The organism is Budvicia aquatica DSM 5075 = ATCC 35567 (assembly GCF_000427805.1).
Lineage (GTDB): Bacteria > Pseudomonadota > Gammaproteobacteria > Enterobacterales > Enterobacteriaceae > Budvicia > Budvicia aquatica.
The window spans coordinates 120,219-145,630 of the sequence record NZ_KE386583.1; the positions used below are offsets into that span (position 1 = coordinate 120,219).

The 25,412-nt window shown below is 46.5% G+C and carries 18 protein-coding genes; 3 read left to right on the forward strand and 15 right to left on the reverse strand.

Annotated features, from left to right (window positions below):
- Positions 1-5 precede the first annotated feature (5 nt).
- From YWE_RS0121535 to YWE_RS0121570, 8 genes are read right to left on the reverse strand one after another with little or no spacing between them, the layout of a single operon-like run.
- On the reverse strand, positions 6-671 hold the full coding sequence (locus YWE_RS0121535) for a hypothetical protein (protein ID WP_029096321.1): 666 nt from the start codon (positions 669-671) through the stop codon (positions 6-8).
- Positions 668-2,011 (reverse strand): B12-binding domain-containing radical SAM protein, encoded by a 1,344-nt coding sequence (locus YWE_RS0121540; RefSeq protein WP_029096322.1) that lies wholly within the window; start codon positions 2,009-2,011, stop codon positions 668-670. Before YWE_RS0121540 ends, YWE_RS0121535 begins: the two co-directional genes overlap by 4 nt.
- Complete coding sequence (locus tag YWE_RS0121545) at positions 2,008-3,321, reverse strand: B12-binding domain-containing radical SAM protein (RefSeq protein ID WP_029096323.1); 1,314 nt, start codon at positions 3,319-3,321, stop codon at positions 2,008-2,010. The genes YWE_RS0121540 and YWE_RS0121545 overlap by 4 nt, the downstream gene beginning before the upstream one ends.
- Entirely contained in the window at positions 3,318-4,349 is a 1,032-nt protein-coding gene (locus tag YWE_RS0121550; protein ID WP_036016822.1) for a hypothetical protein, read from the reverse strand. The genes YWE_RS0121545 and YWE_RS0121550 overlap by 4 nt, the downstream gene beginning before the upstream one ends.
- Positions 4,346-5,692 carry a B12-binding domain-containing radical SAM protein gene (locus YWE_RS0121555; RefSeq protein WP_029096325.1) on the reverse strand — a complete coding sequence of 449 codons (1,347 nt, stop codon included), beginning with the start codon at positions 5,690-5,692 and terminating at the stop codon, positions 4,346-4,348. Before YWE_RS0121555 ends, YWE_RS0121550 begins: the two co-directional genes overlap by 4 nt.
- 3 nt (positions 5,693-5,695) lie before the next feature.
- The gene (locus YWE_RS0121560; protein WP_036016824.1) at positions 5,696-7,096 is read right to left on the reverse strand and encodes a B12-binding domain-containing radical SAM protein; all 1,401 of its coding nucleotides are present in this window, start codon (positions 7,094-7,096) and stop codon (positions 5,696-5,698) included.
- Between the two features lie 35 nt (positions 7,097-7,131).
- Entirely contained in the window at positions 7,132-8,649 is a 1,518-nt protein-coding gene (locus YWE_RS0121565; RefSeq protein ID WP_029096327.1) for a GH3 family acyl-acid amido synthetase, read from the reverse strand.
- On the reverse strand, positions 8,642-9,355 hold the full coding sequence (locus YWE_RS0121570; RefSeq protein ID WP_029096328.1) for a hypothetical protein: 714 nt from the start codon (positions 9,353-9,355) through the stop codon (positions 8,642-8,644). The genes YWE_RS0121565 and YWE_RS0121570 overlap by 8 nt, the downstream gene beginning before the upstream one ends.
- A 155-nt stretch (positions 9,356-9,510) precedes the next feature.
- Between YWE_RS0121570 and yegD the strand changes: the two genes are divergently transcribed.
- The gene (gene yegD, locus YWE_RS0121575) at positions 9,511-10,863 is read left to right on the forward strand and encodes a molecular chaperone (protein ID WP_029096329.1); all 1,353 of its coding nucleotides are present in this window, start codon (positions 9,511-9,513) and stop codon (positions 10,861-10,863) included.
- 60 nt (positions 10,864-10,923) lie between these two features.
- Here yegD and YWE_RS0121580 read toward each other — a convergent pair whose 3' ends face one another.
- A complete protein-coding gene (locus tag YWE_RS0121580) occupies positions 10,924-14,178 on the reverse strand; it encodes an autotransporter outer membrane beta-barrel domain-containing protein (RefSeq protein WP_084167163.1) in 3,255 nt (1,084 codons plus the stop codon).
- A gap of 738 nt (positions 14,179-14,916) precedes the next feature.
- On the opposite strand from YWE_RS0121580, the gene YWE_RS0121590 reads away from it, so the two are divergent.
- Entirely contained in the window at positions 14,917-15,654 is a 738-nt protein-coding gene (locus YWE_RS0121590) for a response regulator transcription factor (RefSeq protein ID WP_036016825.1), read from the forward strand.
- A gap of 47 nt (positions 15,655-15,701) precedes the next feature.
- On the opposite strand, the gene YWE_RS0121595 is transcribed toward YWE_RS0121590, so the two are convergent.
- The 6 genes from YWE_RS0121595 to YWE_RS0121620 all read right to left on the reverse strand — a co-directional run bounded on the left by YWE_RS0121595 (position 15,702) and on the right by YWE_RS0121620 (position 21,715).
- Positions 15,702-17,000: a sensor histidine kinase gene (locus tag YWE_RS0121595; protein WP_029096333.1), complete on the reverse strand. Its 1,299-nt coding sequence runs from the start codon at positions 16,998-17,000 to the stop codon at positions 15,702-15,704.
- A gap of 94 nt (positions 17,001-17,094) precedes the next feature.
- Entirely contained in the window at positions 17,095-18,420 is a 1,326-nt protein-coding gene (locus YWE_RS0121600) for a hypothetical protein (protein ID WP_029096334.1), read from the reverse strand.
- A complete protein-coding gene (locus tag YWE_RS0121605) occupies positions 18,420-19,205 on the reverse strand; it encodes an outer membrane lipoprotein-sorting protein (RefSeq protein ID WP_036016826.1) in 786 nt (261 codons plus the stop codon). Before YWE_RS0121605 ends, YWE_RS0121600 begins: the two co-directional genes overlap by 1 nt.
- Positions 19,206-19,221: 16 nt before the next feature.
- Complete coding sequence (locus tag YWE_RS0121610) at positions 19,222-20,610, reverse strand: ABC transporter permease (RefSeq protein ID WP_029096336.1); 1,389 nt, start codon at positions 20,608-20,610, stop codon at positions 19,222-19,224.
- Positions 20,607-21,350 carry an ABC transporter ATP-binding protein gene (locus YWE_RS0121615; RefSeq protein ID WP_084167164.1) on the reverse strand — a complete coding sequence of 248 codons (744 nt, stop codon included), beginning with the start codon at positions 21,348-21,350 and terminating at the stop codon, positions 20,607-20,609. Before YWE_RS0121615 ends, YWE_RS0121610 begins: the two co-directional genes overlap by 4 nt.
- A gap of 110 nt (positions 21,351-21,460) precedes the next feature.
- Positions 21,461-21,715, reverse strand: coding sequence for a YdgH/BhsA/McbA family protein (locus tag YWE_RS0121620; RefSeq protein ID WP_036016827.1), 255 nt, complete (start codon positions 21,713-21,715; stop codon positions 21,461-21,463).
- A 743-nt stretch (positions 21,716-22,458) separates the two neighbouring features.
- On the opposite strand from YWE_RS0121620, the gene YWE_RS28310 reads away from it, so the two are divergent.
- Entirely contained in the window at positions 22,459-25,023 is a 2,565-nt protein-coding gene (locus tag YWE_RS28310) for an autotransporter outer membrane beta-barrel domain-containing protein (protein ID WP_051323501.1), read from the forward strand.
- Positions 25,024-25,412: the final 389 nt, after the last annotated feature.

A 25,412-nucleotide genomic window follows, 5' to 3' on the forward strand; every position in this document is an offset into this window, starting at 1 on the left:
TATCCCTATTTATTCAGTTCAATCGGTCTGGTACCCGTATGACCGTGTTTCTTATAAGAGTGGCGCATAAACCCTAATACCGGCACCGCAATAGATACAGCCAGCCCGAATAACAATATGGCCAAGGAGAGGGATAAACCCGGCACGCCATAATGCCGTACATAGTATTCAAGACCGGCAACCAGCAGCCCGTAAGCCGCACCAAACCCACCAAAAATCCACGGTGCGTAGTCCATCACGATGGCATCCACCCCTTTACCTTCGGCAAACGGCTGATTATAGATATGCAAAATACCGGCACGAATGGCCACAATATCGTAGAGAATGTTCCAAAAACCCAGTACCGATGCCACGATAAACGCAGTTTTAAACACGTCAATTAAAGACGTTGCCGCCGCCCCATGAACAAGCCATACCAGCACGCCGGTGGCACTACCAAACACAAATCCATGCTGAATACGAAAGCGTCCCATATTCCACCGAGACTTCACTTCCCAGACTTTACAAATATTGGTTCCTACGCCCGGAACGATATAGGCCCACAGTACCGGAGTCAGCCAGGCCACCAGCATTTGTGGCCAGTTCTGATAGGTTTGCCACCATAGATAGCCGGACAACGGAGCCAAAATAAACGCGGCAAGGTAAGGATATAGCGTCAGGAGTCTATTCATTTCAGCCCAAATTTCATCTGATGTTTTTTATGCACTTCTTTTCTAAACAGCAAGGTGTAGCGCCAGAAGGTTGCCATACGTGACAGCGACTGTAAGGTCATTCTGATATCTGAAAAGCGCCGGATAATAGAAGGTAAGCTATTAAAGCTGCTGCGAGCATCGTGACAGGCATCCGTCAATTGCTGGGCGGTCATCAGTTTCGGCGTAAAGGCGGCCTGATTGAAACGATACTCAGGATGGAGCCACCACTGTTGATCGTAAAGCAGCCGCCCCTGCTGCTGTAGCTGGGTATATAACGGCGTATTAGGATAAGGCATCAGAATATTATAGGCGGCAAAGGCAAAGCGATTTTTCAGGGCGAACTCTACCGTTTGTTCAATGCTCTCAATGGTATCGTGATCGTAACCAAGGGTAAAAGCGGCCCAGGTCTGCATACCATGTTCACGCAGCACGCTAATCTCTTCAACGTAATGAGCAAAATCTTTAATATTCGGCGACTTTTTAGCATCCTTTAAGCTCAGGGGATTAATGGATTCAAACCCCATCACGTTGCCCCAACAGCCGCTTTTTTGCATCAGGCTCATTAACGGGCGATTCTTCGTTACATCAAGGCTGGCCTGACTAATCCAGTTAACCTTCATTGGCGTCAGGGCATGACAAAGCTCGGTAAGGGCCTTTTGGTCAGAAGCAATATTGTCATCAACAAAGAAGATAAACTTACGCTGTTGCTGTTCTATTTCCCGTACGATTTCATCAATCTGGCGCAAATAGGCCCTGCGGCCAAAATACTGCGTAACGGCACAAAACTTACAGGCAAAACGACAACCGCGAGAAAACTGCATTAACGACATCGGTAAATAGCCTTTGCCCTGATAAATCTCACGCCGGGGTAATACGCGGTGGCCGCAGTGATTAATCTGCCCGATGCCTACCGGTGAATCGTAGCGGGGCTTTAAACGATGGCGTCTGGCATCTTCAATCATTTCTGCCCAGCGGGTTTCCGCATCGCCGGTAAAGATACTGTCGGCATGTTGCATCGCTTCTTCAGGCAGCAGGCTGACATGAATTCCGCCGAGCACCACCTTTACGCCGCGCAGTCGGTATTCTGCCGCAATTTCATATGCCCGGCGGGCGGTATAGGTTTCGACGGTAATGGCCACCAGATCGGTAGGATCGTCGTAAGGGATATTCTCCATCCGATCGTCGTGCATCACGACGTCAACATCATCCGGCGTCAGGCCGGCTAAAACGCCTAACATCAGAGGTTCCATACGGCCCTCGTCAATATAAAGGCTATGTTCCTGTCGACCAATGGTTGGCTTAATTAGCGTTAGCTTCATTCCTTTTCCCCTAATGCCTTTCCCTGTTTTCTGATAATTTCCCGATGAGAAATAATATTCGCCAATAGCGCAACGCCTTTATCCAACCATTTAGTCGGTTTATTAAAGCTGAGCAGCCGCCGGATAATTGACGGATAGCTGTAAAACTTTTTCTTGGCTAAAAAACACTGTGCCGTCAGCTGTTCTGCCGCCATTTTTTTAGGATAAAAAATCGGGTCGCCGTAGTGATAATCAGCATCTATCCACCATTGGGGGGAAATCAATCGCCCTTCGCTTGCCAGCCGGTCATACAATTTTGACCCCGGCGTGGGGGTTAACAGATTAAAGTTAGCGATCTCTAATTTATTACGCATAGCGAAATCGAGACTCTGGGCAATGGTCGCTTCAGTATCCTGATCGTAACCAAAAACAAAGGTGCCATAAATGCTGATGCCCCTTGAGTGAAGCGCCTTAACCACCTGTTCGTAATCACCAACGGCCTGATTCCACGACTTCCCCATCTGCTTTAAATTCTCAGCATTCAGGCTTTCAAAACCGATTAAAGCAAAGCGGCAACCGGCCTGTGCCAGTTGATCCAGTAGCTCGGGGTTTCTGGCAACATCAATACTAATCTGACAGCCCCAACGCTTTTTTAACGGCTTGAGCATCGCTAACAGGCTTTCAAGTATTTTGCGGTTACCAAACAAATTATCATCAACAAAGATAAAGAATTTATTGGGTTTTAGCGTTAACAGCTCTGCTTTGAGTTGGTCAATTGGCCGGGCTCTTACGCCGGTGCGATAGAAGCCATGAATAGAACAAAAATCACAGGCAAAGCGGCAACCACGGGTATATTGAATCAGCTCGACGGGGGCATATTTCTTACCGTTGAAAATCGCGCGGTCAATACGATAGTCATCTAACGGTAGGCTATGATCGCCATAATAACGGTCCTGTAGCCGGCCCTGACTAAAATCTTGCAGTAGCGCCTCCCATGAACCTTCCGCATCACCAATAATAACGCTGTCAGCGTGCAATAGTGCCTCATCAGGGAGGAATGTCGGATGATAGCCTCCCATCACCACTTTATTCCCCTGTGCCCGGTAACGGTCAGCCAGTTGATAGCTGCGCCTGGCGGTAAAGGTTTCCACTGACAGCGCGATCAAATCAGCCTGTAGCTCATCGGGAATCGCTTCAACCCTGTCGTCGTAAAATACAATTTCATGGCCTAAGTCCAGCGCTCTGGCCGAAAGGATACCCATCGCCAAAGGGGGCATGGCATCGGTCGTGCGGTAATCACCCATATTAGGGCGTATTAATATGATTTTCATAGAATAGCTGCTTCGGGGGAGATAGCGCGTTGATCCCAGTGAGCACCCTCGCTTAGCTCAACGCCATACAGGCAAGTTTGATAAATCAATGGACTAAAGCGTTGAGTCACTTTCGCCAGTAACGGATGATCCGCGCCCATGCCTAACGTCATCACTGAACTCGGGCAATGCGTTAAAGCGTCATCAATCAGTGGAATAATATCGTTTTTATCACTCGCAGCAAAAAAGGCCAAAAAGCTTTGGTCCAGCGTGCAATTAATGGCGGGCAATCTGACTCGGTGAGTCAAACCGGCATAGCCATTGTAAAAAGGTTTTAATATGCGGGCGGCGAGCGAATAGCCGACAGCAATAACCTGTTTAAATCGCTGCTGGTTCCATATTACCGCACACCCGCATAGCTGGCCGTTTCGGTAATAGCCCAGAACAGGGAGTTCTGTCTGGCGTAGCCAGTCCACGCTCAGCCGTGGGCTTAGCTGGTATCCGGCTACCTGCTGATGATAAAAATCGACTATCTGCGGGTACTCGTCTAGCGCTACCCGCTGCCAGAGATTGGACCTGCGCCCCCTCTTGCTGCATATCGCTAAGGTACTCAACTCCCCTAATAAGTGATATTTGGGCAGGCCGATATTTCCCTTTTCTAACAGACTACGCGCCGTTTTATTATCGCTGGCAATACTGGTATAGCAGTGCTCTGGCGGCGTTAAATGTTGCCTAATATAGTTATAACCGGCTTTCAGTATCCGTATGCGATTACGGTCATGCCGGCCAATTCGCAGGCTATTTAAGTAGCCAAGCTCGGTCACTTGTCCATTGACAAAACCCTGATGCTTAGTCAGTTGGCTCATGCCCAGCGCGCGCTCTCCGTCTTGGGCCAATAACGGATATTCAGTACCGAAATAGTGTTGATTGGCGAAATAGTCAGGGCGTCGCGTCATCACCATCTCAACGGCCCCCTGCATCGCATTGTCTTCCAGCAGTCGTAGCAGATCTGAACTGTGCTCTGCGGTCGCAGCCCGGAGGGTAATCATTTCACCTCCAGCAATTGTCCCTGCCAGCTTTCGTCGCCCAGCGGGTAGCCGTTACGGGCGCGGATTTCATTATGGTGCAATGCATTGATCGGGAAATAGTTACGCCACATGAAAAAATCATGACGATTATTCCAGCTACGTTGGGCGATAGAACGCCAACTGTAGAATGTTTGCCTGGCTTCGATACAGCCCTGAGTTACCTGCTCCGGCGTCAGCCCTTTAGGGTAGAAAGGCAGCTCGTTGTAGCGATAGTTATCATCTAACCACCAGTTCTCATAACGTAAGCGATTTTCCTGCTGCAGGCGCTTATACAGCGGCGTTCCGGGGAACGGAGTCATATGATTAAATGCTGCGATATACATGCCCTGCCGCTGTGCAAAGGTTACCGCCTGTTGGAAGGAGTCCTGAGTATCATGGTCGTAACCAAAGACGAATGTGCCATATACCGAAATACCGTACTTTTTCAGGTTAGCAAGGGCGTTAGAGAATCCGCCCTTCATGGTATTAAAGCCTTTACGCATCAGCTTTAAGTTGTCTTCATTCAATGACTCAAAACCGATAAGAACGCCCTTACAGCCCGACAGCGCCAGCTGTTTTAAAAAACTCTCATCGTGAGCCGCGTTAATGCTCATCTGGGTAATCCAGCGGATGTTGAGCTTAGCCAGTTCAGGCAGCCATATCCGGCTTTCGCTGATATTGCCGGCAAAGTTATCATCAACAAAAAAGAACAGTTTTTTATCCTTTTTCTGTTCGGTTAATTCAGCTAATACCTGGTCGGGATCGCGACGACGATATTGTCGTTGATAAAAAGTCTGAATGGCGCAGAACTCGCAGGGGAAGCGGCACCCGCGGCCAGTTTCAACTAAGCCGATTGGCAGATAGCGCTTATTTTTAAACAGCTTCCGGTCAACCCTCACCTGACTAAGATCGGTCTGCTGCCCCTGATAATGCGGTTTTAACGTCTGGTGCTGTAGATCATCCAGCAGCTCATGCCATATGGCTTCGGCCTCACCGGTCATAATAGCATCGGCATAGCGGGCTGCCTCTTCAGGCACCAGCGTGACATGGAACCCGCCCATAACCACCGGGACGCCGCGTTTACGAAACTCACTGGCTATCTGATAGGCGCGCTTGGCGGTATAGGTTTCGACTGAGATCGCTACCGCATCGGTAGGTTCATCAAACGGTATGGTTTCCATACGGTCGTCGTAGAAACGGGTATCGATATGCTCCGGCGTTAGCCCTTGCAGGGTGGCAATCGGTAATGGCTCCATTTGCCAGGATCGCAAATAGGATTCATTGGCCCGATGGCCGATGGCCGGATGAATAAAGGTTAATCTCATCGGTTAGCCCTTTATCACATCAATGGTTGATGGGCGGTGTTCGATCGGCCAGTCACAGGTGTAAAACTTATGCAGATTATGCGCATAAAAGCGATAGCCTAAATTGGCGGTAATCGCCAAAGGCTGAAAGTTTTTTGCATTCCATAACCTTCTGACAATATTGTTGTACTGGTAGATCTTCTTCCACGCCCGCTCGTGGCCCTCTTCCAACTCTTGGACCGTCATTAACTTAGGCTGAAACACTACGTGCTGGGCATCATACAGCGACCAGTCTTTGGTCAGTATCCGCTGTTCTTGCTCCAGACGTTGATAAAGCGGCGTAGCTGGGAAAGGGGTAAGGATAGAAAAACGAGGCAAATCAATACCGGCATCGATCGCCAGCTCAACCGTAGCATCAAACGTATCTACCGTGTCGTGGTCGAGGCCAAAAACAAAGCAGCCCTGAATGGAAATCCCTAACTTATGTAGTGTGCCGATAAGCTCTTTGTAATTGACCGATGAGTTAAACTTCTTGCCTGCATCTTTCAGGCTGCCGGAAGTCACCGTTTCCAGCCCGAGAAGCAAGCCTTTACAACCGCTGCGGGCCATTAATTCCATCAGTTCATAATTATGGGCAATCAATACCGTTGAAAGTCCAAACCACTGCACTTTAAGCGGAATTAAGGCGGTAAACAGCTGTTTGGCATAGCCAATATCAGAGACTAAATTAAGATCGACAAAGATAAGCTTGCGCTTACCGGTTCGCTCAACAAATTGGCGGATATCCTGAATAATCCAGTCCACCGGATGTTGGAACTGTTTGCGCCCCCAGGCGGTAGGCGCTACGCAAAACTCACAGTTATGAGCACAGGCTCTGGTGGCTTCAAACACCGCCTGAGTTAAAAAGTCTTCACGATTAAACCGATGGCGCTCAGGGAAAGGCAGCGTGGTGTCGCTTAAATCGAAATCCGGCGCCTGCCGATAGATTTTTTGCAGATTACCGGCAATAAAGTCGTGGATCAGCTGAGGCCACGTTTGCTCCGCATAGCCAACGCATAGGCTATCAGCGTGCCCGGCAGCTTCTTCAGGTAATAAGGTTACGTGAGGGCCACCTAATAAAACGGGAATTCCTTTGGCTCTGAATTGGTCAGCCAGTTCATAGGCTCTTGGTGCCGTGCCGGTAATGACCGTCAGGCCGATTAAGTCCGCCTGTAAATCGGCAGGAATTTCGCTAATGCCTTCGTCTATTAGCGTGATGTCTATCGGTAAATCTTTGGGGGTTAAGGCAGCCAGAGTGGTTAACGTCAGGGGTTGATAGCGCAGAGAACGCTTAAAGATGCCGCCTCTTTTACGATACAGCGGCCCCTTTGGAGAAATAAGTACCAGCTTCATTTTACGACTATGACTAAAAGGACCATATTCCATTGCTACTTCCTCTATTCCGTTATTCCGTTATTCCGTCATTTGAAAATTTTTTGATAATCGCCGTAGGTTAATAAACCGGGTACTTTTACATCTCCCAGACGCTTACCCTGCGCATATTGCCATGATAAATAACGGCTGACGGGCGACTCAACAAGCTGTCCGGTTAAAGGAGACAGTTGGGATAATTGCCTTGCATAAGCGTACTGGGGATTATTGCATAACCGCCGCTCAATAAGTGTAACAAGGAGTTTAATTTCACGACAATCGGTGTTATCCAATAATAAAACATACCCCATCGCCTGATAATCAGGGCAAAGCATGGCAAAACCGCTGATTTCGGACAGGCACCGATTCACAAAAGGTTCGGTAAGTTTCTCGCCCACTAAATCGCTGATAACGCCAGAGCGCCCAATAAAACTCAATATCGGAATATCATTCTGGTAGCCAATACACTGCACCATATCTGCGGTGTTATAGCGGTACAGCCCACTGTTAGTCGTTACTATTACCTGATAGCTGTTGCCAATGGTTAGTGCATCAGCCAGATAAACCTCACCGTTGCCGTCCATAAACTCATAGAAATTGCTGCCAATGCAGAGCTGTTGCTGGTTTTGCTGATTTGGCGTGGTGATCACCGCCTCGGTTGATAACAGCCCTTTAGGCTGCAAATAAACGGACGGAAAATGATGCATAAGTTGAACTGACAGCGGCTTAGACGAAGCATCAGCCCAACAGCTAATAACCTTCAGTTCTGGCCATAGATACTCTGTTTTACCGCTGGCTAAAAAGTGCTTATAGTTTAGTGCGGCAGTTGAATTTGCCGCTAATAAGTGCCCGGCAATATCACTGCCCTGAGTGAGCAGCGTTAACAAAGCCTTTTTCTTAACCTGTAGCCCTTCTAACAGCTGTAGCAGAAAGCTCGGGCTCCAAATAGAAATAAGCCTTAGATCCGGACTGCATATCAGGTAATAGAGCGTCAGTAGCTGCCAGTCATCGATATCAGCCACCTGTCCGAGGCTTAAGGGTACCGCCGACATTTGAGCAAACGCCATCAGGTTATCTGAGCCCAAATAAATCGCATCACCGCCGCCAATAACCACACCACCAGCGGTAGTTCGAGGCTTTGCGGCCGCAGGGCTAAGCGCCCAATAGGCCGTTCCCTGTGCTAATTCAAATTGACTCATCAACTGTGCCAGCCAGTTTAATAACGCATAGCGAAAATCGTTCAGCCCGGCACTGGAATAGGGAATCAGTTTTCCACCGCTATGGCTACCGCCGGTGGTTTCAAAGGCTAACGTGTCACCGCTAAATAGTTGGTCAATTTGCCCTTCCGCCATTTGGTCGATCCATGGCCGTAATGTCTCATAATCGACAATGGGGACGGCATTTTGGAAGTCTTCAACCTGTCGGATATCGGCAAAGTTATATCTTTTACCATAGGCGCAATCTTGATTTAGCCGTAAGCATTTAATCAACCAGTCCCGCTGTTGCGCCATTACCGGCAAGGGAGAGTGATTAAACCCACGGCTGAAATGCTGCCAAGGATTATTCATGGCGATATTCAATAGCCGGATTTAAAAACGCTGAATGAAAGCGGTTCGGTAAGTTTTCAAGGCTGATTTCACACAGGCACACCATCTCGTGGCCTTGATAATAACGGGGGTTACGCTGGAGAAAAAACTGACCGCTGGGCTTAGTTTTCACCTGTAAGTCAAGATCAACTAAGGCTTGAGACAGGTAACCATAGCTTTGCGGGCATTCAACAATACCGGTTGCCTGATTGTAGAGCGGCCCGAACTTTTGCTCTGCCAGTCGATCGGCAAGTTGCTTTAGCTCAGGTTGCGCAGAGTGCCAGTGAGGGTGAAATTGCTTAGCAAACACCACTAAATACTTATAGGTTTTGTAGCCTTTAACTAACAGAAACCAGTAAAGAGGTCGGTGAGAATTCTCCCGTTTCAGTTGCCCCATACGTTGGATCCAGGCATGGTGCAGAGCCTGCTGTTTCCAATGCTCAGGCATAACGATGGTATCGCCGGAATAGACAATCACGGAGTCTCTATCGGGATAGAATTGCAGGCTGCTAAAGCCGACAATCTCTCGGTTATGCTCCAGTATTAATACTTCATTCTTACTTTCTAAATCAGCTAAAAACCGCCCGATATCACTCCCGGCATAAAACTTGAAATAGAGTTCAGCCAGCGTTTGCCGCTTGAGTTTGGATAACGAGTCCACATCCTGAAAGTAGGTTTGATAGTTCATATTTCGATTACGGTCCGCTGTAACTGTTACCGGCTATCTTATCAAGATGCGCCGATGAAATATAAGACATAATCCGGGATTGGATTATTCAGTTGCTCAGCTCACCACATTCGGCTAAAGTCGCCCCCCTTCTCACTGGCATGGGGATTTTGGCTATGTTTATTGGCTTTGACTATGGTACGGCTAACTGTTCAGTTGCGGTAATGCACGATGGTACGCCGCAGCTATTAGAAATGGAAAACGGCTCCCCGCTGTTACCCTCCATGATATGTGCCCCTACGCGAGAGGCGATAAGCGAGTGGCTATATCGCCATCATGAGGTTCCGGCAACCGATGATGAAACCCAGGCATTACTGCGCCGGGCTGTCTCTTTCAATCGAGAAGAAGGTATTGATGTACTGCATAACAGCGTGCAGTTTGGGCTAAGCTCGCTGCGCCAATATATGGAAGACCCTGAAGAAGTCTACTTCGTTAAGTCGCCAAAATCTTTTCTCGGGGCATCGGGCCTTAAACCGCAACAGGTGGCACTGTTTGAAGATCTGGTCTGTGCCATGATGCTGCATATTCGCCAACAGGCAGAAAGGCAGCTCGCACAGACAATTGACCGCGCGGTGATTGGGCGGCCAATTAACTTTCAGGGCCTTGGCGGTGAAGAGGCCAACCGGCAGGCGCAGGGAATTCTCGATCGCGCTGCACGCCGGGCGGGTTTCCTTGAGGTGGTATTTCAATTTGAACCCGTTGCAGCCGGGTTAGATTTCGAATCCACGCTCAGGGAAGAAAAGCGGGTTTTAGTTGTCGATATTGGCGGCGGTACGACCGACTGCTCGGTGCTGTTAATGGGGCCTAAATGGCATCATCGTAGCGACCGGGAACATAGTTTGTTAGGTCACAGCGGCTGTCGCGTAGGCGGTAACGATCTCGACATCATGCTGGCGTTTAAGCAGCTTTGCCCGCTGCTGGGCATGGGCGGGCAGACAGAAAAAGGCATTGCTCTGCCAATACTTCCTTGGTGGAACTCGGTCGCGATTAACGACGTTCCGGCACAGAATGATTTTTACAGTATGGCGAATGGTCGTATGTTAGCTGAACTGATACGAGATGCCCGCGAGCCGGAAAAAGTCGCCTATCTGCAAAAGGTGTGGCGGCAACGTTTAGGCTACCGCCTAGTACGCGTCGCGGAAGAGAGCAAGATAGCGCTTTCCGACAGTAGCCAGATCGCTACTATGCTGCCTTTTATTGCTGCCGATCTGGGATGTGATATCTCTCAGGCAGATCTGGCAAGCGCCATCAGTCAGCCATTACAGCGTATTTTAGAACAGGTTACCTTGGCACTAGAAAATAGCCGAGTGAAACCGGATGTGATTTATCTCACCGGCGGCAGCGCACGCTCCCCGATGATTAAACAGGCGCTGGCACAGCAACTACCGGGGATCCCATTGGTCGGCGGTGATGACTTTGGCTCCGTTACGGCCGGGCTGGTACGCTGGGCTAATGTGGTGTTTCGATAATAAAATACGGCGCTAAAATCATTTAGCGCCGTGAGTCATATGATAAGCAACAAGGAGTGTCTATCTGCCAGAAACCTGCCCAAAGTTATACTTAACGCCTAGCATAAAAGCCGCATCGCTATAGCCGCTATCACCGACTTGAACGCCAACGTTGCCCCACATATTGAAATTAGGGTTTATTTGGCCTTCAACGCCCAGTTTAATCTCAGCAATATTATCGGTACCGGCCTGCTTAATCCGCTCATTGCCCATTGTGGTACTAAAGGATTTGGTATTGTGTATCCAGTTAGCTTCGACAAATGGCTCAAACTCCCGGCCTTTTCCATTATCAGACTGATGGTGGCCTTTAAGAAAAGTACGCACCCCTAAACGAGTCTGAATATTACCATCACCACTGCTACCGACCTGAGTACCCTTAGCTTCAGTGAATGTATCAGCGCTAACGCCCATCCAGATTATTTGCGCCTGTGGTTGTACAAACCACTGATTATTTTCGCCTTTACTGTCTTTATACTCGCCGGTTTTAAAGGTATAGCCAGCCTCGATAGAGGTGGTTACGCCTTTAGACTTATAGGATTCCGTCGCCAGCTCCTGCCCCTGAACCTGATTATCAAACCAGCTATACAGCGCCCAGGTATCAATATAAGCCCCGGTGCTTTCACCTTCATTTTGCTGCCAGGTCGCGTAACCACCGAGGCTATAGCCATCAACCGAGCTATCGGCGCCATAGCCGGTTATGTAAGAACGCGTATTGCTATGGCTGTTAGCGTAGCCGCCCATCACGCCCAGATGCCAGCGATCTTGCCCGTCGCTGCTCCATTGAGAAACGTCGCCACCTAACTGCAATATATAACGGTTAGTCTGGGTTTTAAGCTGGCCGCTGCTGTCCCTTGAACGCGTATGGCCGCCGACATTTCGCATCCACATACTGGTGACTTTCTCTTCGCCGGACAGGGCATCGGTGTAATAGGTTTCACCTAAACGGTCGTGTAGCCGGTGAACAAAAAGCATATTAGATGCAGCGATATTGTGAATATAACCGCCGGCCTCTGGCCTGATTGTCGGCTCAGCAGGAACTTCCGGCGTCGGTTTTGACTGGGAGTTAGTCAGATACCAGTTTTTATCACTGGCCCCGGCGTCAGTATTTCCCCGATTAAGGAAATATTCATAGCCTCCGGCGGTAATACGCCCGGCCTGACGGAATTCGCCGTCTGACTGACCATCAACCCTAATCAGCTCAATGCCCTTTTCGGTGTAATCCCCCATGCCGCCGACGTTGTTAACAAAAACGTTAGTCAAGCCTGAAGTGTCACCCGTGACCGTCATATGGTCAGTGGTCGAATTATCATCACCAACAATGGTATTAAAATAAAGTGAGCCGCCGCCTTGGTAATTACCGTTAACGATCAGCCTGTTTCCGACCAGCGACCGGGCGTTATTGTCGATTTTGCCCACATAGATATAGCCCTGATTATCGAGATGAGTCTCTATATTCAGCGTAGATAAACCGGGTTGGTTTGCATGGTACAGGCTCCCTACCATCAGGTTTGCACCGGATGCTATGGTTGTCTCGCCAAGATATCCTGTGGCAGAAAGCAGCGCGCCTTTTTCAACAACTATCCGGCCACCTAAGGCGTTGGTTGAATCAAGATTGCAGCTGGCAACGGTAGTCAGCCCGCTATAGCCGCTGCTATCTCCGCTTAGGGCTAACTGAACCGTTCCTGACTTAGTGATAGTGCCTGAACCGTCAAACTGGCCGGCAAAATAGCTATCATCGTTTTGATTTACTATCAGATCGGCATCAGTCACATCCACTACGCCACCCGAACCAGAGAGCGATGACATAATAAGACTGTGATGATTAAGATTCAGCAGGCCACCATTGACGATATAGGTGGTGTTATCAACAAATGCCCCGGTAGACGCTGACCGAAGTTCCCCGGCTTCTACCCGGGTTCCGCCGGTGTAATTATTATTACCAGAAAAAATGACGGTTCCCGCACCGGTCTTAACCAACCCGCCGGCACCAACCAAGTTACCGTTTAGCATCATTTGCTTATCGGTATCCGCCTCCAAAAAGGATTCGGAGAGAACGTTCATATTGACCGAAGTGGTTAACTTATCATCACAATATTTACAGGCGTTAACCCGCAGCGTACCGCCATTCAGATTAAAATTATATACGCCGTCACCGGCTACAATACCGTCTTTTTCTGGCGATAATGCGCTATCAGAGATAGAAATAGTACCGCCGGTATTCAGATTGACCGTCGCAGATGAACCAACATCACTGGCAAGGAAGAGCCCTGACTCTGGCACCTCATAACCATCAGCGCCGATGTAGGCTTTACCTTCGAAATAAACTTCTGCGCCATTTTCAACGGTTAAGGTTGCGCTTCCGGCACCTTTAATTTGATCGTTAAAATCAATATCATATATCTCTCCCGACGCGCCTGACGCTAACGACAGAGAGCTTTGAATACCTAATTTGCTGTCCGAACCGGTCACATAAATATTGACCGAGGAAAGCTTGGGGAAGCTGCTGGGCACATCATCTTTTCTGACAAATGACGCAATGATACGGCCAGCGATCATTGAACCACCGTCTGATATATTGATGTTGGCATCACCCAGATAGCCTAAATATGCGTCACCATTGACCATCGAATCATCGTAATAGCCACTTCCTTCTAACGCCTTATTGATAACAGAGAGTTGGCTGTTTGTGCCACTGATATTGATAGTACCCGTATTGGCAGAATTACCGCTTCCGGCCCAGAGTACATTGTCAGAGGCCTGCGAAGACGTTCCAGACGCTGCACCTACGTTCAGACTTGCTCCGTCGAGAATATTCACGACCCCGGTAACGGTTTTATCGCGTTGAACATATCTGTCGTATACGCTGGTATCACCAACGCTCAACCCTTTAGAATTTATAGTACCGATACCTTGGCCTATCAGATTTAAAGTACCGCTAGTTTCATGGCCGAGCGCTTGATTGTAGTATGTTGTACCGACTTTGAAGCCTGTAGTGCCATTAACGTTAGCGGCATTGTCTTTGATGGTCAGTGAACCGCTGGCTCCGTTATATCCCACTGAGAAGCTATTATTGTAACTGGCAGACCCTTGCAGAATGAGTTCACCGCTGTTGCCATCGCCACCGCCGATAACATTGCCTTTGTTCTGCCAGTCCCATAGGCCACTACTGACTACGCCAGAATCATTGTAATAAGGAGGAACCGCATTCGCTGAATAGCTGATTGAAAGAGTGGCGATAATGCCAATAGGAAGAAATAGCCTTCTATAAGTGAGCATAATACTATCCATTTATCTATATTGAAAATCCGTTTAACTCCAGTACTACCGATAATAATAAAAACCAACCACCAGCACCAAATCCATATTAATCAATAAAAAAATACAAACGATAAAATTAAAATCAAAAACGTTGCAAGAAAATACAAGCCAACAACACAACAATCAATAAACTGCAGGTTATTGTATACAAAAACCTCATTTTTCCAATAATTTTATTTTTAATTCCAATAAAAAACATACCCAAAATGCTGAAATAAATGAATTAATTAACTGAAATTAAATGTAACAGTGGCCAGAGTAACGCGAGTTATCTTAGGAAAAAGATAATCACTAATAGGTTTTTTTAACATATTTAACAATATATAACCATAAGCCAATAAAATCACACAAATCAAAAAAAACAGCAAGATTAAAACAATCAAACAAGTTGCCACAATAAAATAATAACGGGGTAAACTATTCAATAGTTCAGTTTGCACCATTATGTGAATTTCGAAATAAAATAATACAATAGCCGCTATCCGGCTGAACTGACGTGCCATAATAAAATCGCCGCCATTGAACAGTATAATGGCATAACCGGTTTCCAATAATAAATTCACTATCTGGCTATGGTCACAATCAATTTCACTATTCAGTTCATTTTGATATGGTATTACATCAACCTACAGCCCTAGTTAATCCCTTCATATACGGGTAATATTACCCCAAGTAATTCAGGAGCATGGACGACAAATGAAAGTGTTGATGATTGATGACGATATCGGTTTAGGGGAGACAATGAAGCCCGTCTTGCAGATGTATGCAATCGATCTTGATGTGGTTCATTCTCCGGAAGAAGGGCTAGAGCAAATTAAATCGCAACAATACGACTTAGTCTTACTTGATGTAATGTTGCCGAGAATTAACGGGCTGGAAGTCTGTCGGACGATTCGTAATATGTCAGGTCCGGTATGCAATATCCCGGTGATTATGTTATCTGCAAGAACTGAGCTGGTAGATCGGGTGGTTGGATTAGAAACCGGTGCTGATGATTACGTTGCTAAACCCTTTGAACCACGTGAACTTATCGCGCGTATCAATGCGGTGCGCCGGCGCTTCAATGACGTAAAGACCGAAACAGCCGCTGTACCAAAAGCGGATAATGACATTCTTTTCCAAATGAATAACGACTCGTTACGCATTGATATTTCACGTGCACAGGTGTTTGTTAATCACTGTCAGTTAGATATTACCGCCATGGAGTTTGATATTTTACTGGCACTAAGCCAAACGCCCGGCGACGTCATCAGCCAGGAAGAGCTATTGCAACGCTGTAATAACAACAATACCGTTTATTCCCGTAGTATTGTCGCCTTGATTTATCGCCTGAGAAATAAAATTCGTTTAGCCGGCGCACAGGTTGAGTTTATCCGTACCGTACGTAATCGTGGCTATGCCGTAATGGGACATGTGAACGAATCTAAACCCTAAATGGCCGGATTACGGCCATTTAGGGTTATAACGTTGCGAAGACCTGATTAATTTCCATCGTCGGGTAGTTTGAATGCCTCGGGAAGTGAAACCCGTACCCGAGTCCCCTCGCCCTCGATGCTATTAATCACCAATGTTCCTCTCAGACCATCAACGATCGTTTTACAGATATACAAACCAAGCCCGTATCCCCCGGATTCACGCTGTCGCGATGGATCTGCCCGCCAGAACGGTTCAACCAAAAATGGCAGTTGATCTTCGGCAATACCAATACCTTTATCGATGACTGAAATCTGCAAAACATCATTTTGTTGGCTAACTAAAACGCTAACCGGCTGTGACTGCCCGTAAAATAAAGCATTACTGATTAAGTTGCGCATTAACACGCTCATCATAACCCCATGTCCATAAAAACAGGGGGTTTCAGCCTTGATACACAGTTTAATCAACTCACTGTCATTTTGTTGTTCTGCAACGATTTTATTAAAAAAATCAATTAAATTGATTTTACTTAAACTGATATCACCTTCGCCTGACTGATTCTTTTCGGTATACAAGATGGCATCTAAAATACGTTCTACGTTAACAATATCATCGAGAATTGCCAGCCGCAGCGACTCATCAGTAATTAAATCCTTACGCACTTTCAAGCGGGTTAACGGCGTTCGGACTTCATGGGGAATAGCCAACAGCATATGCCGACGGGCTTCATGAATGTGGTGTAATCGCTGCAACATTTTATTAAAACTATCGGCCAGCACGCGGTATTCACCATAGGTACGTTCAAGTGGAATTCGATAGCTAAGATCCCCGTCATCAGCATGTTTGACCCCGCGGCGTAGTTCAATAAATGGCCGGGTAAGGAAACCAATAGAATAAAAGTTAATGAGTAATATCAGCAGAACGGCAGCGATGACCCAGCCGATCAATCGCTGTGCCTGAGAAGATAAGGAACGGCCAAACTGTGGCAGCACAACAAAACTATGAGTATTTTGCAGGTAGGCAGCAGCCATATAGTTATCACCATTAGCCATCATCGCAATACCATCCCGATCGCGCTGCGCCATATGCAGTAACTCGCGATAAGCGTGATACTGGCTATCGTTTATAGCCGACGGTGGAAGCACTTTGAGCTCAACGCCATCAATATTAATTTTAGCTAATTGCTCTGGCGTTTTATCCATAACCAGATTAGAAAATAGCGCCTTGGATAAATAACGCCTTGGATGCTCGTCGGCAACGCGCTGAAGCGAAACGACCAGAACCAGCACCAGAACTGCGGTTGAAACCACGGTATTCAATAACAGCATGGAGAAGACGCTGCGTGAAGAAAACCATTTAATCATTAAATTATCCCTCAATTTTGATTCCGTGATGTATGGCTTTTACCAAGGGTGCAGGGAATACCCTAGCATCACAATATTCCCATATCCACCGGCCTTAAATGGTGTAAACCAATGATATCATAAAGCCCTTTTCTCGCCCTGAGCTGCCATAAATGGTATTGGCATTGCCGAAATAGTGATAGCCCTGCAGATCAACCCGAAGCGCCGGCATTACCGGAGCGCTTAAGGTCAACTGGCTGAAGCCGCTACCATCCATTGGCGTTACCGTCGTGATAAGTGAAAGGTCGTTATCCTGCCAAAAATCATTCCATGCCAGACGGCCAAAGTACTGTTGCTTCGCCAGAGGTTCTTGTTTTTCCCCGGCCAGCAACCCCACCTTAGCGGCCGGACGATCGCCATCAGCAATAGCCTGCCGCCATAAACCTAACTGTGACTGATTAATCCCAGCTTGATTAATATGATATTCAACGCTGAATGAAATATCTTCACGGGCCACCAAGCTCTCAGGCAATGACCAACTAAACCCGCTGGCCAGTTGATGATAATAACGCATCCTATCACCGGCCGATTCTATGGTTTCATCGATCAAACTCTGGCGCCGCTGGCTAAACCATTCGCTGTATAACACCAAGTTATCCCGTACCGTGAAGCTCAGTTCGGCACCGACCCCGGGCTGGTCTTTTTGATATAGCGAATTCACCGTCAACGCCATATTGTTCCATGCCGCCGGGGAGGGCGTATACTTGATAAAAACGGCATCTTTATTATTAGTCCGGTCTAATCCCAGCCCTACCACATCGCTATGGCCGGCGACAGTTTCAGGCCGTACGTGCAGATCGGGCCGATAACCAAAGCTCAGCACGCTCTCTTCATTCAGCCAGATGCCCATCAGAGCAACCACGCCCAGCCGATCTTCGCGTCTATCCGCCGTATCTAAGCTGTCGAATACCACCTGACTGTTGTCTTTAAACCAGTCTGTCGGGTTAAAACCGCTGGCAACGCCATTGCGAATATTGGTGCGCCCGGCGACCCAGCGCCATTCCGAGGTGGGGCTGTAATTAAAAGCTAGAGATTGAATATCCAAGCGGATATTTTTCTCTGCCCGATACTCTTCACGGCTATTCCCCTGCGTACGTAAACGCGTATTGAGCTCCAGACCGAACGGGCCACCGATATCACCTTGCCCGAACAGCCTGGCAGACAATCGTCCGCTGCTAGTTGCACTATCATACCTCTGCCAATTAGCCATTCCCTGCCCTTTAAGCTCTAAGCTGAATGGCGACAATAATCGTGAGGGCAAGGCGGTTACAGAGACCGGATCTGAGGCCGAGGCGGGCAATAACGGCACATCATCACTCGCCTGTGATACCAGGCAGCAAAGGCTTGTGCTCAGGCACACCAATAGTCTTATTTGATTCATTATTGCCCCTGAGTTGTAAAGTGGGACAGCCATTCTTTATTGAACCAGGATAACGGCAGCTCTTTCGCCTGATATTGGCTCATTTGCATCAGCGTTATTTTATTCGGGTTAAAACCATCACCGATCACCACTTCAGTAGGGTGTATCTCACCTAAAACCGGCTGCCAGTTGCGATACCAGGCAACCTTGAGTAATTTGCCACTGTTACCGTAAAACTTTCCTTTTAGCGGCCGGTCGTTCTCTTTATCAACCCAGAGTTCAACCTGTTTATACGGAGCAAATTCGTTGATGGCGCTAAGCTTCAGTTTCCAGGCTAAGCGTGAGTTACGATCGCCGTCGGTAATGGTTTCTTCCCCATCTAATGTGGCCGAATAGTCGAGCGTAAAATTAGACGTAATGACATCGCCGTTGGAGGCGTTGCCTAACAGACGCTGGCGCGGAGACATACGCACCGATGCTTTAGATTTTGGGTCGTAGAACCAAAGAATATTATCGTTACGTAATAGCAACTTGCCACGATCATTGTTAGGTTCATCCATATGCACAATGGTCAGAAACTGGCCGGTTTTATTCTGTCGTGAATGGGTGGTAACCCGATTCTGATCGGTTAATTGGTTATTTTCATACTGTTTCAGTGATACGTTAACCACAAACGAAGTTTGCGGATTACGTATCATATCGGAACGTTTTAATATCTCCTGTGCCCGATCGGCCAGTGCCGGTAAAGCAACAAGTGAAGTGAACAGACAGCTCAACTGTAATGATTTTAATAGGGTTATACGCATCAGTAATCTCCGGTTATCAGACGTGCTGAATAGCTGAAATGATGTTCATTCGCGAGGCTTTATAGGTAGGCCATATCGCAGCAAGTATGGAAAGGACAAACAGGAAACTCATGATGCCCAGTACTAGCGGCGGGTTTTCCAGAATCATCAGGTTGATGGTGAGCGGCGTAGCGTTACTCGGCGGTGTCCAACTAAGATTCATATTGTTGATTATGGTGCTAAAAATCAGGGTAAAAATAAAAGCGGCCAGAATACCGAATAATCCCATCAACGCACTTTCAGACAAAAACATGCGCATAATAAAGCTACGGCGAAAGCCCATAGCCCGAATGGTTCCAATCTCACCAACCCGTTCCATCACCGTCAGATTAATGGTGTTGGTAATCGTAAATATGATGACAATACCCAGAAAAATGGATACCACGCCAAAAATAAAGGTGAACATATTGAAAACGCGATCGAAGGACGGATCGACCTCATTAAAGCGCAGTACCTCCAGCGGTATGCCGTTGGCATCCAATTTTTGTTGGATACGCAGCTTAATCTGTTCTACTTGGTTAGGATCTTTTAGCTGTACCAATATCACGGTTGCCCGCGGTTGCTCACCGTATAGCAACTCTCTGGCTAAATCGAAATGCATCATGACAAAAGCGTTATCCAGAGAACGTATCGCCTGTGGCTGGGCCTGAGTGATATACACGCTTTCTATATTAGGCGCACCTTCAGAGCTGGCTGCCAGCAGGTTTAACCGAGGCCCCTTTTGCTCAGCGCTCCCTTGACTGAGCTGTGCTTGATCTTCGCCGGACATGAGGTTGCTGACATCGATCCGTTCATCAGAAATCGCTTTTCTCAGCCGCGGAGGATCTTCACAATCCGCAATATTTAATGGTTTACATAACCCAAGCTGGCGCGCCATTCCCACGCCAACAACGGCTCCGTCCTGCTGGTCTTGCGTCAGGCCGGTTAGCGGAGTCGATACGCGCACGTTCCAACCATCCCAAGCACGCATTTTATCTGCATCTTGAGCAATAACGCCTCGCCCAAGAAAGGTTTTGCTATTGTCCGTTGAAACAACGCCCGCAATACCGGACAGCGAGATCTGGGGAGTAATAACGGAAATTTGCTGACTAAGTTGTCGATCGCTAAGTAATAAATCAATGGTGGTTTGATAGTTATTGATGGTGTAATTATCCGGGTCGGCAGCACCATATTGCAGATAGCCTTGCTGATAGATTTGGAGCTGCCCCTGCTCCTGAATTAATCCGGTCTGTACGCCAAAATAGATCGAGGTAACAAAGCCACCAAACAGCATCATGGCCAGACCACCGATACCAATAGAAGTAATAGTAATCACCGAACGGTGACTATTTTTAAGCAAGTTACGCAGCGCAATTAACCAAATCATTGCAGACCTCCGAGATGCTGCAATTTGCCATCGATAATACGAATCACGTTGCCAGAGCCACCGATCAACTTTTCGTTATGGGTACAAATAACAAAGCTGGTATTAAACTGGCTTCGCATCTCGAGCATTAAATGGATAATTTCATCTGAGGTCGCAGAATCCAGATTAGCCGTTGGTTCATCAGCAATGACCAGCTCAGGTGTGGTGACCAACGCTCTGGCGATAGCAACACGCTGGCGCTGCCCGCCGCTAATCTCACCCAGGCGACGGTGGCTATAATCCTTTAACCCGACAGATTCCAAATAGTAATCAGCTTTCTCCCGACGCTCCCTGCGTGAGACGTTATGGCGTAACAGGGGAAATTCGACGTTTTCCCGCACGGAAAGGACCGGAATTAAGTTAAAAGACTGAAAAATAAAACCTATATGACGTGAACGGAAATCAGCGGCCTGATTGTCATCCATAGCCAGAACATCCTGACCAAGAATCGTAATTTGTCCTTGATTAGGCTTATCCAGCATGCCCAACATATTTAAAAATGTAGATTTTCCACTGCCGGAGGGGCCCAGAACGAAGGTTATTTCTCCGCGTGGAATAGCGCACTCCGCATTTTTAATGGCGGTAAACTGATAGCCATCCATATTGTATTTTTTATCTACACCTTTAAATACGGCAATATATTTATCTTCAATGGGATTATCCGTTGTTGTTCTTAGCGGTAATTGGTTCCCTAATTGCATTATTTATTCCTTTTTCACATTATTCGCATTAATTAAATATCACCCATAAATTTTGGTTTTAATCTGAAGACAAAAAGGAGGGACATCCTCCTTTCTGCTCCAATAAATAACTACTGATAAATAACGGCTACCCCATGAAGCTTATTATCGCCTCCGGCTGAAATAATTTGATAATAGCGCGCACCGGCCTGATCCGCTTTTTTCGCCAACTCATATTCCAACTGCTCAAGCGTAGTCATATCGGATGCAGAAACGCTGCCGATTTTACTGAGTCCGTCAGCCGAACTGACCGAAGTGGCTGCCATTAGGTTCGCAGAGAATACGACGGCCATTAAAGAGATTAGGGCTAATTTAGTTACTTTCATTTTATTCACCTTCTAATAGATTAAGAGATAAAGAGATTGTTTTTCATATTTCATCATTATTAGAGATGACTTGGAGGCTGAATACAATGAACGGCCAGTGATATTAAATCCAAAAATAACAATGAGAATATAAATTGGCGCATTTTTTAATTAAAAAGTAATATAAATTCACATTCTGTGTGAAATATGTTTTTTAGTATTTATTCGTGATATTTATTACACTTTTTGTGATTTATTGTGATTTTCAAACGGAAGGAAAAAATAAGCTTCATGATGCATCATAATTTAGTCACATTTTATCTATTCTTCAACAGATGATAATGATGTACTGGAGATATTAACCGGTAGTAACAGCACTAGATACCTCATAAAAATATAATTACACGTGAAGATAAAATTAAAAATCGTCTATATGCAGTAATCCATATCGGTTCATAGGTTTACCTACGAAAAATTAGGCTAACTTGATATAAACACCTCATCAATATAGAATGTAACGATCGACAACAACTATTTGATAGTCAAAACTAATCAAACGAGGTATTTCGATCGTTTTAAACGATTTTAAAATTAAAAACCAAAGGAATATATTGTAAAACCCGAATACAACTAACTAATTATATTTATTTAATAAATATCACCCCGATATAGCCACTCATTTAAAAGGCCAAATTAGCCCAACAATATAAGCTATTGACTAAATAACGGACGAATATTTCCAAATATAAGGATTTCTCTCAATAATGAACGCAAAAATTTCCCCATTAGTGGTTGCTATTGCCTCGTGCCTTATAGGCTCACCGGTCTATGCAGCGACAACCAACGTTGATGGTAAGGTATTGACCGTCACCACCGACCAGCAAGGAACAACGTTTCAAGTTTCCAATGGAGGACACCTCATCGTTGATAATGGCGGAATTATTGGCGGGGAAAGTCTAGCTCAACGTTCGTCTCTAACGGGATCGACCCTTGATATCAATAGTGGTGGCATTTCTGGTTCTATATCCGCATCAGCAAACAGCTCTGGATCGAGTTCGACAATCAATATCAACAGCGGTGGAAAGGTATTAGGCTATATTGCCACCAACGCCAGAGACGGTGAACGCCATAGCCTTAGCATCAATAATGCTTCAGTAACCAGCAATCGGTTGAGAAACTTCGCGCTTGACCTACAAAGTACCAATGCCACGATTAATGACAGTACGATTACAAATTCGGCCCACGGTATAAACTTAAGCTTTGATTCTATTGCCAATATTAATAATAGCGTCATCAACGCAACGGGCACGGTGAAAAACGGCGGCTACGGTATTGTCAGCATGTCGTCTGAATTAACGATGACCAATTCGGAAATTAATTATACCGGCCCCATTGGAAGCGGTGCGGCGTTAACCAGCTTTGGTAGTAGATTAAATGATTCAAACACATTGGTCTCAAACTCTAAAATAAATTCAACTGATACCGGCGCTTATTTAATTGGCGGCAATACAACCATTTCAAACACCGAGATTATTAGTCAGGGTAATAACGCTATTCTGCTGCAAGGCGGGGAGCTTAACCTAGCCAATCATAGTTCAATTAAAGCCTTGGGTAACGGATTTGGCCTTCTGTTATATAAGGGAGAAGAATCCGGTGACTATTTAGAAAATAACGTCACTCTGAATAACTCAAGCATCGAGACGGAGGCTGCACCGGGGATACTGGTAAGCGGCGATACTACCGCAACGATTAAGATTGAAAACAATAGTAATATTATCAGTGGATTCGGTACTTTTTTACAGGTTTTTTCCGGTGCGAAAACGGCAGTTTCACTCGATGATAGTCAGATAGTTGGTAATGTAATATCCGTCACCGATGCGATAACAGATATCACCCTTCAGAACAGTGCCTCACTGACCGGTAAGATGCAAAACGTTAATAATTTGAACCTCAATACGCAGGCGTCATGGACATTAACCGAGAGCTCAAACCTTAACCACCTGACGATAAACAACGCGACTATCCGGTTTGCCGATAATAGTAATGACGCGACGTTTAATACCCTGACGATGGATGATTTAAGCGGCAGCGGTACGTTTATCATGCGCACAGACATTGCCGGAGATGGTAACGGCATCAATAATAGTGGCGATAAGCTGATTGTTACAGGTACCAGCCAAGGTAATCATAATCTCACTATTGTGAACCGCGGAGATCTGTCGACTACCGGTAATGAAACGCTGACCATCGTTGAAACCCAAGACGGGCAGGCCAAATTTGCACTTACGCCTAGCGCACCTAAAGTTGAATTAGGTGGCTACCTGTATGACGTGCGCCAGAATGGCAACAATTGGGAACTTTATGGCGCTTCCTCTACAGCCGTGGAACCACCAACCCCGGGCGGGGGTGGCAGTGGCATTACAACAACTGCAGATGCTGGGGCAAACTTCCTGAATATCGGCTATCTGCTGAACTATGCAGAGACCCAGACGTTATTGCAGCGTATGGGCGACCTACGCCAGAACGGTGAGCATGGTGATATATGGCTACGCGGCTTTGCCGGTAAGTTTGACTCTTTCTCCGGCGGTAAACTTAGCCGGTTTGATATGAGCTACAGCGGTATGCAGATTGGTGCCGATAAACGTATTTCACCAGAAGTACCACTGTTTGTCGGTATGTTTATGGGCCAAACCAACGGTAGCCCGGATTACCGCACCGGTGATGGCACCACCAAGTCGAGCAATGCCGGTATCTATGGTTCATATATGGCCGATAGCGGTTTTTATCTCGATTCAGTACTTAAGTATTCACATTTGAAAAATAGCTTTAACGTCAAAGATAGCCAAAACAGCCTCGTCAGGGGTAACGGCAACTCGGATGGGGTAAGCTTCTCCATGGAGGCGGGGCAGAAATTTAACCTGAATGAGCAAAATAACGGTTTCTATATTGAGCCACAGGCTCAACTGAGCTATGGCCATCAGGATGCAACGCAGGTTAGATCGTCAAACGGTCTGAAGATCAACTTAGGCAGCTATGAGTCATTGATGGGAAGAGCCAGCACGCTGTTCGGCTACCAACTTAATCAGGGCGATAACAAAATCAACGTTTACCTGAAAACCGGTATAGTGCGTGAATTTGAAGGTGACGTGGACTACCAGCTAAACGGCTCAACCGAGAATCACACCTTTAAAGGCAACTGGTGGAATAACGGGGTTGGCGTTAGCGCTCAGATAGCAAAACAGCATAGCTTCTATCTGGATATCGACAGCTCCACCGGTAACAAGTTTGATCAACGTCAGATTAACGGCGGCTACCGATTTAGTTTCTGATCAATAGATAAAGCTTTTGGATATTATAAAGGCTGCGCGAAATGGCGCTGCCTTTATCTATTTTTCACTAAGAAAGATTATGACAGGCGGTTTGGCAAAGGAACGGTTAATCGCTCTGTCACGTTCTTCGTTGATGCAAAAATATTAAAAATTGCTGAAAAGAAGGCTGATAGTAGACTTAGCGCTGGATCAGTTAGGACCGAACAACGATAATTGAACGTCAATAAGCGGCTAAACATGCTATCTAGCGCTTATCTTTCACCAAATCAGCCGTCTGTATATCATTTTAATTATTATTCTTATAATTAACCGATATTGCTCAATATTGATATCTCTTCTTTGCTTTTCTTCAATACCCCTGGTAACAACCAACCACAAAATAAAATAAT

Excerpts from the sequence above, each read along its gene's own strand:
- YWE_RS0121615 (WP_084167164.1), bottom strand. The coding sequence starts at position 21,350 with ATGCAATTAGGGAACCAATTACCGCTAAGAACAACAACGGATAATCCC.
- YWE_RS0121550 (WP_036016822.1), bottom strand. The coding sequence starts at position 4,349 with ATGATTACCCTCCGGGCTGCGACCGCAGAGCACAGTTCAGATCTGCTA.
- YWE_RS0121620 (WP_036016827.1), bottom strand. The coding sequence starts at position 21,715 with ATGAAAGTAACTAAATTAGCCCTAATCTCTTTAATGGCCGTCGTATTC.
- yegD (WP_029096329.1), top strand. The coding sequence starts at position 9,511 with ATGTTTATTGGCTTTGACTATGGTACGGCTAACTGTTCAGTTGCGGTA.
- YWE_RS0121555 (WP_029096325.1), bottom strand. The coding sequence starts at position 5,692 with ATGAGATTAACCTTTATTCATCCGGCCATCGGCCATCGGGCCAATGAA.
- YWE_RS0121570 (WP_029096328.1), bottom strand. The coding sequence starts at position 9,355 with ATGAACTATCAAACCTACTTTCAGGATGTGGACTCGTTATCCAAACTC.
- YWE_RS0121565 (WP_029096327.1), bottom strand. The coding sequence starts at position 8,649 with ATGAATAATCCTTGGCAGCATTTCAGCCGTGGGTTTAATCACTCTCCC.
- YWE_RS0121540 (WP_029096322.1), bottom strand. The coding sequence starts at position 2,011 with ATGAAGCTAACGCTAATTAAGCCAACCATTGGTCGACAGGAACATAGC.
- YWE_RS0121580 (WP_084167163.1), bottom strand. The coding sequence starts at position 14,178 with ATGCTCACTTATAGAAGGCTATTTCTTCCTATTGGCATTATCGCCACT.
- YWE_RS0121590 (WP_036016825.1), top strand. The coding sequence starts at position 14,917 with ATGAAAGTGTTGATGATTGATGACGATATCGGTTTAGGGGAGACAATG.
- YWE_RS0121560 (WP_036016824.1), bottom strand. The coding sequence starts at position 7,096 with ATGGAATATGGTCCTTTTAGTCATAGTCGTAAAATGAAGCTGGTACTT.
- YWE_RS0121545 (WP_029096323.1), bottom strand. The coding sequence starts at position 3,321 with ATGAAAATCATATTAATACGCCCTAATATGGGTGATTACCGCACGACC.
- YWE_RS28310 (WP_051323501.1), top strand. The coding sequence starts at position 22,459 with ATGAACGCAAAAATTTCCCCATTAGTGGTTGCTATTGCCTCGTGCCTT.
- YWE_RS0121535 (WP_029096321.1), bottom strand. The coding sequence starts at position 671 with ATGAATAGACTCCTGACGCTATATCCTTACCTTGCCGCGTTTATTTTG.
- YWE_RS0121605 (WP_036016826.1), bottom strand. The coding sequence starts at position 19,205 with ATGCGTATAACCCTATTAAAATCATTACAGTTGAGCTGTCTGTTCACT.
- YWE_RS0121610 (WP_029096336.1), bottom strand. The coding sequence starts at position 20,610 with ATGATTTGGTTAATTGCGCTGCGTAACTTGCTTAAAAATAGTCACCGT.
- YWE_RS0121595 (WP_029096333.1), bottom strand. The coding sequence starts at position 17,000 with ATGATTAAATGGTTTTCTTCACGCAGCGTCTTCTCCATGCTGTTATTG.
- YWE_RS0121600 (WP_029096334.1), bottom strand. The coding sequence starts at position 18,420 with ATGAATCAAATAAGACTATTGGTGTGCCTGAGCACAAGCCTTTGCTGC.